General features: G+C 63.8%; 12 protein-coding genes. 6 read left to right on the top strand and 6 right to left on the bottom strand.

The window, feature by feature from the left end; all coding sequences use genetic code 11:
- Nucleotides 1-279: 279 nt before the first annotated feature.
- From NKK50_RS19800 to NKK50_RS19785, 4 genes are all read left to right on the top strand, one after another.
- A complete protein-coding gene (locus NKK50_RS19800) occupies nucleotides 280-1002 on the top strand; it encodes a DUF805 domain-containing protein (protein WP_352543787.1) in 723 nt (240 codons plus the stop codon).
- Between the two features lie 193 nt (nucleotides 1003-1195).
- A complete protein-coding gene (locus NKK50_RS19795; protein WP_023683825.1) occupies nucleotides 1196-1462 on the top strand; it encodes a hypothetical protein in 267 nt (88 codons plus the stop codon).
- 23 nt (nucleotides 1463-1485) lie between these two features.
- Nucleotides 1486-1623, top strand: coding sequence for a hypothetical protein (locus NKK50_RS19790; RefSeq protein ID WP_023683824.1), 138 nt, complete (start codon nucleotides 1486-1488; stop codon nucleotides 1621-1623).
- 70 nt (nucleotides 1624-1693) lie between these two features.
- Complete coding sequence (locus NKK50_RS19785) at nucleotides 1694-2071, top strand: MarR family winged helix-turn-helix transcriptional regulator (RefSeq protein ID WP_023683823.1); 378 nt, start codon at nucleotides 1694-1696, stop codon at nucleotides 2069-2071.
- A gap of 8 nt (nucleotides 2072-2079) precedes the next feature.
- Here NKK50_RS19785 and leuB read toward each other — a convergent pair whose 3' ends face one another.
- From leuB to leuD, 5 genes are all read right to left on the bottom strand, one after another.
- The gene (leuB, locus tag NKK50_RS19780) at nucleotides 2080-3183 is read right to left on the bottom strand and encodes a 3-isopropylmalate dehydrogenase (protein WP_023683822.1); all 1104 of its coding nucleotides are present in this window, start codon (nucleotides 3181-3183) and stop codon (nucleotides 2080-2082) included.
- Between the two features lie 149 nt (nucleotides 3184-3332).
- Nucleotides 3333-3683: a VOC family protein gene (locus tag NKK50_RS19775; RefSeq protein ID WP_023683821.1), complete on the bottom strand. Its 351-nt coding sequence runs from the start codon at nucleotides 3681-3683 to the stop codon at nucleotides 3333-3335.
- A gap of 12 nt (nucleotides 3684-3695) precedes the next feature.
- Nucleotides 3696-4079, bottom strand: a complete 384-nt coding sequence (locus NKK50_RS19770; RefSeq protein WP_023683820.1) for a RidA family protein — start codon at nucleotides 4077-4079, stop codon at nucleotides 3696-3698.
- Nucleotides 4080-4415: 336 nt separating this feature from the next.
- Complete coding sequence (locus tag NKK50_RS19765) at nucleotides 4416-5333, bottom strand: Ivy family c-type lysozyme inhibitor (RefSeq protein ID WP_352543786.1); 918 nt, start codon at nucleotides 5331-5333, stop codon at nucleotides 4416-4418.
- 64 nt (nucleotides 5334-5397) lie between these two features.
- Nucleotides 5398-6003 carry a 3-isopropylmalate dehydratase small subunit gene (gene leuD, locus NKK50_RS19760; RefSeq protein WP_023715740.1) on the bottom strand — a complete coding sequence of 202 codons (606 nt, stop codon included), beginning with the start codon at nucleotides 6001-6003 and terminating at the stop codon, nucleotides 5398-5400.
- 165 nt (nucleotides 6004-6168) lie between these two features.
- On the opposite strand from leuD, the gene NKK50_RS19755 reads away from it, so the two are divergent.
- Nucleotides 6169-6594 carry a GNAT family N-acetyltransferase gene (locus NKK50_RS19755; protein WP_352543785.1) on the top strand — a complete coding sequence of 142 codons (426 nt, stop codon included), beginning with the start codon at nucleotides 6169-6171 and terminating at the stop codon, nucleotides 6592-6594.
- Between the two features lie 145 nt (nucleotides 6595-6739).
- Nucleotides 6740-7471, top strand: a complete 732-nt coding sequence (locus NKK50_RS19750; RefSeq protein ID WP_352543784.1) for a DUF72 domain-containing protein — start codon at nucleotides 6740-6742, stop codon at nucleotides 7469-7471.
- A 207-nt stretch (nucleotides 7472-7678) separates the two neighbouring features.
- On the opposite strand, the gene NKK50_RS19745 is transcribed toward NKK50_RS19750, so the two are convergent.
- On the bottom strand, nucleotides 7679-8845 hold the full coding sequence (locus tag NKK50_RS19745) for an NAD(P)/FAD-dependent oxidoreductase (protein WP_352543783.1): 1167 nt from the start codon (nucleotides 8843-8845) through the stop codon (nucleotides 7679-7681).
- Between the last annotated feature and the right edge of the window lie 21 nt (nucleotides 8846-8866).

Below are 8866 nucleotides of genomic sequence, written 5' to 3'. Positions count from 1 at the left end.
TGCCAGTCTCTCGCCAAACCATCGCCGGTCCTCCGGCGGACAAGAAAACTGTCACCCATGCTATCGGTCCATTCTGTTACCTATCTATCCGGTTCGGACACCGCGCCCCTCTCCCCGTCACTATACGGGGAGGGGATGCCGGCAGGCAGGTGAGGGGCAGCGCCAACGCACCGGAAAATAAAGCAACTCATGCCTGAACCGTTTGCCCTCCATTTCGTCCACCCCCTTGCAGTCCGCCGCAACTTTGAACAGTCTGTGCCTGCACGGGGGCGAGGCTAAATGCGCGGCGAAGTTCTTCACTATGACGAGGCCCAGGGTTTCGGCTTCATCACCGGGGCGGACGGCAACCGCTACACCTTCGCGCGCGAGGATCTGCGCCGTGATACCGTGATCGCGAACGGCGCCGTGGTCGAGTTTCTGCCGGCAAGCGGTCAGGCACGCGACGTTTTTTCAATCCGCGCCCAGCCCGCCAGTCCCGCCACCGCTGCGCCAGCGGCAAGCGCCGCGCCGCCCAAGGCGGCTGCCGCTTCAGCCGCGCCACAGCATTTCGGCCGCCTGGCGGAAGACGGCGCGGCTCGCGATAGCGGACTGCCGGGTTATTTCTGGCGAGGCGTGACGCGCAACTACATCAACTTCGCCGAACGCGCCCGCCGCAAGGAATTCTGGGGCTACTGCCTGTTCTGGACCGTCAGCTTCATCCTGGTCGGAATTGCCGGCGCCCTCGCCGACCAGGCCGTCGGCAATTTCGATGCCGGCAACTGGCCGATTGTGATGATCGGCGTCTGGGGGCTGTTTTGGCTAGCGACGTTCCTGCCCTGGGTCGGGCTCGTCGTGCGCCGCTTGCACGACATCGGCCTGACCGGCTGGCTGGCAATACCTTACTTCGCAATCACCTTCATGTTCGCTCCGGCTACGCTGATCCTCGCGCTGATCCTCGGATTGATCCCGACCCAGGCCCACGAAAACCAGTGGGGGCCGGTGCCTGGAGGAGGCGGAGCATAGACCCGCACCAAGAAATGAGCAGCCGGCTGTTTGCGGACAGCCGTGCTATAACAATGGCTTAGGTCGCAGCCGGGAAGGCAGCTGCTGTTTTGACCGGACGAACGAAATATTTCTCTTGCCATTTAGTCTGTGCACAGACAATCTGTGCAATCATCAAATCGACGATCGAAAACGGATGATGGAGCCAAGACAAATGTGGACCAACGAGTACACCGCAATTTCCCCCCTTTCGGCGCAGGCCATCTGGAACGCGCTCAAGGCGCTGCACGAAGGCCGCCTCACCTACGAAGGCTCCGATACCTTCGTGCTGCACGGCCCGTTCGCCAAGGGCACCCGCGTCTCTGTAACGCCCGTCGGGCAGGACACCTTCGAATCGACGATCGTCGACCTCGTCGACGCTGTAACCTATGCCGACGAGACCTCTTCGGCGACACGAAACTGCTGTTCAGGCATACGCTGACGCCGGTCGAGGGTGGCACTCAAGTGACTCATCGCCTCGAGATTTCCGGCCCATCGGCCGCCGAGGTCGGACCAGAGCTCGGGCCGCAGATCAGCGGCGATTTCGACACTTCGATGGCTAAACTGTTCGAGCAGGCAATGGTGTTGGCGAACGGTGGCTGATCAAGGGGATCTGAACACGCGCTTCAGCGGACCATCCGAGAGCCCCGGCTTGCTGCTCTGGCGAACCACCATGCGCTGGCAGCGCGTCATGACGGCGGCGCTGGCCCCGCTTGACCTTACCCATGTCCAGTTCGTGCTGCTGGCTTCGGCGATGTGGCTCGGCCGCTATGGCGAGCCGCCCAACCAGGTCCAACTCGCCGCGCAGGCCGGCACCGAGGTGAAGATGACGTCGGACGTCGTCGCCCGGCTTGAGGCAAAGGGACTGATTGTGCGGGACACCGACCCGCGGGATTCCCGCGCCAAGGTGATCCGCGTCTCCACGACGGGGACGGCCGCAGTCCAGCGCGCTATCGTCGCCGTCGAAGCCGCCGACGCTGCTTTTTTCTCAACCGTGGATGAGGCGCAACTCGTCGGCCTGCTGAAACGGCTGGCCGGCGAGATCCGCTGAGTCGGCCGCTAAGCCAGGAACTTGGCGATGATGGCATCGCCCATTGCGACAGTGCCGACTTCGGTCATGCCCTCGGACAAAATATCCTTCGTCCGGAGCCCGTCGTCGAGCACGGCGGCTATTGCGCCTTCGAGCTTGTCGGCCTCATCGACCATGCCGAAGGAATATCGCATGCACATGGCAAACGACGCGATCATGGCGATCGGGTTGGCGATGCCCTGTCCGGCAATGTCGGGCGCCGAGCCATGCACCGGCTCGTACAGCGCCTTGCGCTTCCTGGTCTTCACATCGGGCGCGCCGAGCGAGGCCGACGGCAGCATGCCGATCGATCCGGTCAGCATGGCGGCGATGTCGGACAGCATGTCGCCGAACAGATTGTCGGTGACGATGACGTCGAACTGCTTTGGCCAGCGCACCAACTGCATGCCGCCGGCATCGGCCAGCATGTGGTCGAGCTTGACGTCGGCATAGCGAGTCTTCTGGGTCTGGGTGACGACCTCGTTCCACAGCACGCCGGATTTCATGACGTTGCGCTTTTCCATCGATGTCACGTGGTTCTTGCGCGTGCGCGCCAGCTCGAAGGCGACGCCCGAAATCCGCTCGATCTCGAACGTGTCGTAGACCTGCGTGTCGATCCCGCGCTTCTGGCCGTTGCCGAGATCGATGATCTGCTTCGGCTCGCCGAAATAGACGCCGCCGGTAAGCTCGCGCACGATCAATATGTCGAGGCCCTCGACGACTTCCTGCTTCAGCGAGGACGACGCGGCCAGCGCCGGATAGCAGATGGCGGGCCGGAGATTGGCGAACAGCTCCATATCCTTGCGCAGCCGTAGCAACCCGGCCTCGGGACGCACCTCGTAAGGCACCTTGTCCCATTTCGGCCCGCCGACGGCGCCGAACAGCACGGCGTCCGCAGCCATCGCCTTTGCCATGTCGGCATCCGAAATCGCCGCGCCATGCGCGTCGTAGGCACAGCCGCCGACCAAGCCTTCATCAGTGGCAAAACCGCTGCCGAGCTTTGCGTTCATGGCCGCGATCAGCTTCTTCACCTCGGCCATCGCCTCGGGGCCGATGCCGTCGCCGGCGAGCAGGAGAAGATTTTTCGAAGCCATGGAGAACCGTCCCAACACTGTTTGGAGAAACCGCGGCCTTGCTAAACGCCAAGAGCTTGCGGCGCAAGGGGATGAAGAACGCTACGACGGCGCCCGCGTCTCAAGACCTGGGTTCCTCGCCGTGGCCAGAGGCGGGGGAGAGGAACAAATCACTTGTGCGACAAAATATTCACCAACCGGCCGAACGGATCGCGCACATAAAACCGCCGTACGCCCCAGGGTTCGTCGGCGGGACCATACTCGATGGCAAAGCCGGCGGCCTTCATGCGTTGCAGCGCCGCATCGACATCGTCGACCTCGATGGAGAGGTCCGGCACCGGCGTGCCGGAGCCGCCCTGGGCCATGAAGCTGATCTGCACCTGCATCCGTGCGTCGGAGCCTAAGGTGACGATCCAGCCCTGATCCATCAGCACATCGAGGCCAAGCACGTCCTGATAGAAGCGTTTCGCCGCTGCCGCGTCTGGTGTCCCGATATTGGCCACGATGCGCCGGACCGTCATGGCTTTGCCTCCTCAAGCCGTACGCCGCAGCGCCGTGACTTCGATCTCGATCTTCATTTCCGGCTTGTTGAGCTGGCACACGATCATCGTCGCCGCCGGCCTGATCTCGCCGAAAGCCTCGCCGAGGATGGGGAAGACGACGTCCACGATGGCCCGGTCTGTGATGTAGTAATGCGCCCGCACCACATCGGCCATGTCGAAGCCGCCATCCCTCAGCGCCTCCGCGATGGTCGCCAGGCAATTGCGCGTCTGCGCCTCCACCGTTTCCGGCATGGTCATCGTCGCATAGTCGTAGCCGGTCGTTCCCGACACGAAGCACCAGTCGCCCTGCACCACCGCGCGCGAATAGCCGGCGGTTTTTTCGAAGGGCGAACCGGTGGAGATGAGTGTGCGCATCAGCGTCTCCTCGTAATCGTAGGTGCTCGTCTAGCAGAGGAAAGCTGGGCCGGTCGTGGGCCAAACCGAGTGAATCGTTGTCACGAAGGCAAAGCACAAACCTCGGGGATTAGCCGAGGCATCCCTCCCGTCGTCATCCTATGGCGAAGCAAGGAGCGAAGCGACGCGGCGCAGACCATAGGATCCATGCCGGGACGTCGGTGCGTCGCCACGGTGAAGAACTCTGATCCGCCGCGCCCTCCGGCAACGTCGCGGCATGGATCCTCGGGTCTGCGCTCCGCTACGCGTCGCTTCGCCCGTGGATGACGAAACCACGCAGGCGCAGCTGTGTCAGACCTAGTTCCCCTGCGCCTTGTCCATTGCTTCCTTCACATCCGCCGGCCAGTCCGCCACCGGCGGCCAGGCCTGCGGCTCGCCATTGTCGCCGCGGCGGGCGAAGTAGAGCGTGTGCTTGGCCGGGTCGACCGCCATGAAACCGTCATTGCTGCCGCATGCGTGCGGCACGCAGCCGGTGGCGTAGAAGGCGCCCGACGCCGTCTTTTCGGTGCCGCCGCCGACCAGCAGGCTGGTCGCCATGTCGGGCATGGTGTCGCCGAGCAGCGTCTGCGCCGCGTTGTAGACGGCCTCATTGTGGAAGGCGTCGATGATGTTCTGGTATTTGGCCGGATCGACGTCCTTCCAGTCCGTACCCGGCTCCGGCGCGTAGGTCAGGTCGCCCGAGATCGTCAGCCCGTCGCTGGGTGACCATTGCAGCGCTTGCTTCGTATCGCCCGGCAACAGATACGGCACGAAATAGATGGCGTTGTCGGCCACCGCCGCCGGCGGCGCGCCGCATTCGTCCTGTTCGACCTTGAGGCTTTCTATCTCGCCGCCTTCCGGCTTCCAGACGATGACCTTGGCCGGGCCGCACTGGTTGCCGCCGTCGCCGACATCGACCAGCGCCACGTCGACGCCGCCGACCTTGACTGTTCTGTCGAAGAACACGTCGTAATTGCTGGCCAGCTGCTTGCCGTCATAGGCCAGCACCTTTTCGCCATCCTGCTCCGGCTGGGTGATGGTCAGCTGCCCGCCCTCGAACGGGACCGGCCCCTGGCTGTCATCGTCCGCCAGGGCCGCATTGCTCGACGCGCCCGGATCGGCGGCGGACGGATCTTCTGCCGGCACGAGGACCGTGTCGGTCTGTGCTTGCGCGCCGGCCACCGGCATCAGCATCCACGCCAGCGCGCAGGCGCCGGCAAGAAGAAAACGTGTCATGACTGTCCCCTCCGTTCAGCCGCCACGAACCCGGCTTTGTGGCGGCCGGGCCATCTCGTACCACTCAGGCCCAAGGACGCTCGGCAGCGTTCTTCTTCTCGAACGAGGCGATGGCGCCGGCCTTCTCCATGGTCAGGCCGATATCGTCGAGACCGTTCAGCAGGCATTGGCGCTTGAAGTCGTCGAGGTCGAAGGTGACCACGCCGCCGTCGGGGCCGCGGATTTCCTTGGCCTCGAGGTCGACCGAAACCGTCGCATTGGAGCCGCGCGAGGCGTCGTCCATCAGCTTCTCCAGATCTTCCGGACTGACGGTGATCGGCAGGATGCCGTTCTTGAAGCAGTTGTTGTAGAAAATGTCGGCGAACGACGTCGAGATGACACAGCGAATGCCGAAATCGAGCAGCGCCCACGGCGCGTGTTCGCGGCTCGAACCGCAGCCGAAATTGTCGCCGGCGACCAGGATCTGCGCCTTGCGGTAGGCTGGCTTGTTGAGCACGAAGTCGGGGTTTTCCGAGCCATCGTCCTTGTAGCGCATTTCGGCGAACAGGCCGCTGCCGAGCCCGGTGCGCTTGATCGTCTTGAGATAATCCTTGGGGATGATCATGTCGGTGTCGACATTGACGATCGGCATCGGTGCGGCGACGCCGGTGAGCTTGGTGAATTTTTCCATGGCTTTTGCCCGTTCTTGATCGGTACTTCGTTGCGTCAGGGTTGCTGGCGCTCCGTTTACACAAAGCCGCCGGCAAATAAAAGGCAACTGTTGGTGCGCGGCCCGATCGAAAGATCGGCGCGGCACTGTCTTTAAAACCGGCTGCCGTTGGTGCACCTTACGCCCATGACCGCACAATCGAAGATTATCTATGCCAGGGAGCCTGAGCTCGACGTCGCCGAGTTCCGCCGCGTGCTGGTCGAATCCACGCTCGGCGAAACACGCCCCGTCGATGACGACGCCCGGCTGCAGGCGATGCTTTCGGGCGCGAACCTGGTGCTGACGGCGCGGCTCGACATCGAAGGCAGGCCGCTGATAGGCGTTATCAGGGCCATCACCGATTTTTCCTGGGTGTGCTACGTCTCAGAGCTCGCCGTATCCCAATCTGCGCAAGGCCTCGGCATCGGCAAAGGCCTGATGGACGAGGCCCGCCGGCAGCTTGGGCCTTCGGTCGCCATCAGCCTGATCTCGATGCCCGACGCCGTCGGCTTCTATGAGCGTATCGGCATGACGCGAATGGCCGACGCGTTCTGGTTCTCCCGCGAGGGCTGACGCGCGTCGGGCGCAATTGCCGATCGGGTTGGGCAGTCAAGGCGGGCAAGGTTCTCGGGCAATGCGGAACGGTGTTCAGGACACCGCGGAGCAACGCCTCCTTTGTCGCCCTTGACCCCCGCTTCATCCGGTCCAAATCCGCAGGATGGGAAATCGCCGATCTCTGATAGGCACCGCCGGCTGGGGAATTCCGTCTCGATACAAGGCTGACTTTCCGCAATCCGGTTCGCATCTCGAACGTTACGGAAAACGCTTTCCGGCCGTCGAGATCGACACCACGTTCTACAAGCCGCACCGCCGCGAGACCTATGAGCGCTGGGCGCACGCCGTGCCGGAGCACTTCCGCTTCGCGGTCAAGGCACCGAAGAACATGACCCATGATCATCGCCTCGCCGATTGCGAGGGGCTGACAGAGGACTTTCTCGGGCAGGTCGAAGGTCTCGGCGAAAAGCTGAGCGTGCTTCTGGTGCAGCTGCCGCCGAGCTTGCCCTTCGAGCCGGAGGTCGCCGGCGGCTTCTTCGACATGTTGGGCAGGCGTATCCGGGCAAGGCTGGCATGCGAGCCGCGCCATCCCACCTGGTTCAGTGCCGAGGCGGACGCACTGCTGGCCGGTCACCAGGTCGCACGGGTCGCCGCCGACCCGGCTTCGGTTCCGGAGGCAGCAGGGCCAGGTGGCTGGCCCGGCCTTGCCTATTTCCGCTGGCACGGCGCGCCGCGCATCTACTATTCGGGTTACGATGCCGAAACGCTCGACCGGTTTGCGCGGCAAGTGGAAGCAGCGGCCGCTTCCGGTGCCGAGGTCTGGGGCATTTTCGACAACACGGCCGCCGGGCATGCACTGGGCAACGCGATGGCTGTCAGTGCGATGGTTGCTTAGACTCTCGCGGGACAGCCCCCCTCTGGCCTGCCGGCCATCTCCCCCGCAAGGGGGGAGATCAGATGCCGCGACCGCTTTCGCCAATCGCCGACGTTGCAAGAATGGCGCCTTCGCCGAAGCTGCCATCTCCCCCCTTGCGGGGGAGATGCCCGGCAGGGCAGAGGGGGGTGGGCGGGAACTCGACAGAGCGATCCTATTCCGCCCGCCTCAAATCACATTCAATTCCCGGAACGCCCTTCCTTCGGCCACTCTGGCGTACCCGAACGCCGAGCAATCCACGGTCCGATACCCGCCATGCACCAAAAGCTCCGCCAGCGCCTTGCCGACGGCCGGCGCCTGCTGCAGCCCATGCCCTGAGAACCCGTTGGCGAAGATGAAATTCTCGACCTCGGGATGCGGTCCGATGACCGCGTTCTGGTCGAGCGTGTTGTAGTCGTAATGGCCGGCCCAGGCGCGGGTCGGCTTGATTGCTTCGAAAGCCGGAATGCGGGTTGCCAGCACCGGCCAGATCATCTCTTCGAACAGCGGCCAGTCGACGTCGAAATCCCGGGGGTCGGCGGGGCCATCGCCCTCCTCCAGCTCGGCGCCGCCGGTGAGATAGACCGAGCCTTCAGGCCGGACATAGATGCCGGATGGGTCGACCAGCAGCGGCATGTCGGCGTATTTTTCCCGCGCCTCGAAGACGAAAACGTTGCGCTTGCGCGGCTCGACGGGCAGGACGAGTCCCGCCATGCCGGCCACCTTGCCGGCATTCGGCCCGGCGGCGTTGACGACGATGCCGGCTTGCAGTCTTTCGCCATTGTCGAGGTCCACGCCGGTGACGCGGTTGCCCTGCCTCTCGATGCCGGTGACGTCGGCGGCGATGAAATCGATTTGTCTGTCGCGCAGCGCCTTGCGGAACAGCGTCAGCATCGCATGAGCGTCGAACCAGCCCTCGCCGGTGCGGCCGAAGGCGCCGGCGCTGATGCCTTCCGTCGACAGCCACGAAAAGCGCTTTGCCAGCTGGTCGGCATCCTCGAGCAGAATGTCGGCGCCCTCGGCGACCTGCGCCTCGTGGTTGGCTTTCAGGATCGGCAACCCGGCCTCGCCGGCCAGGATGAGATAGCCGCCTTCGCGAAAACCGATATCGGCATCGGTGCCGAAGGTCTCCTTCAGTCGCCGGAACAGGTTTAGCGTGAACTGCGACAGCCGGATATTTTCCGGAATCGAGAATTGCTGACGGATCGAGGCCATGGACAGCGTCGTTGCCGCATGCGCGAATTGCGGGTCGCGTTCGATCAGCGCGATGGAGCCGGAAAAGCCTTCCTCGCGAAGGTAGTAGGCGACCGAGGAGCCGACGATGGCTCCGCCGATGATGACGGTGTCGTAGCGCACTTTGTTCTCCGATCCACCAGC

This window comes from Mesorhizobium sp. M0001 (assembly GCF_040324255.1).
GTDB lineage: Bacteria > Pseudomonadota > Alphaproteobacteria > Rhizobiales > Rhizobiaceae > Mesorhizobium.
This window is presented reverse-complemented; position numbering and strand designations above follow the sequence as displayed.

Coding starts and splice junctions, on each gene's coding strand:
- NKK50_RS19775 (WP_023683821.1), bottom strand. CDS start 3,683: ATGACGGTCCGGCGCATCGTGGCCAATATCGGGACACCAGACGCGGCA.
- leuB (WP_023683822.1), bottom strand. CDS start 3,183: ATGGCTTCGAAAAATCTTCTCCTGCTCGCCGGCGACGGCATCGGCCCC.
- NKK50_RS19755 (WP_352543785.1), top strand. CDS start 6,169: ATGACCGCACAATCGAAGATTATCTATGCCAGGGAGCCTGAGCTCGAC.
- leuD (WP_023715740.1), bottom strand. CDS start 6,003: ATGGAAAAATTCACCAAGCTCACCGGCGTCGCCGCACCGATGCCGATC.
- NKK50_RS19785 (WP_023683823.1), top strand. CDS start 1,694: ATGCGCTGGCAGCGCGTCATGACGGCGGCGCTGGCCCCGCTTGACCTT.
- NKK50_RS19765 (WP_352543786.1), bottom strand. CDS start 5,333: ATGACACGTTTTCTTCTTGCCGGCGCCTGCGCGCTGGCGTGGATGCTG.
- NKK50_RS19750 (WP_352543784.1), top strand. CDS start 6,740: ATGGGAAATCGCCGATCTCTGATAGGCACCGCCGGCTGGGGAATTCCG.
- NKK50_RS19800 (WP_352543787.1), top strand. CDS start 280: ATGCGCGGCGAAGTTCTTCACTATGACGAGGCCCAGGGTTTCGGCTTC.
- NKK50_RS19770 (WP_023683820.1), bottom strand. CDS start 4,079: ATGCGCACACTCATCTCCACCGGTTCGCCCTTCGAAAAAACCGCCGGC.
- NKK50_RS19795 (WP_023683825.1), top strand. CDS start 1,196: ATGTGGACCAACGAGTACACCGCAATTTCCCCCCTTTCGGCGCAGGCC.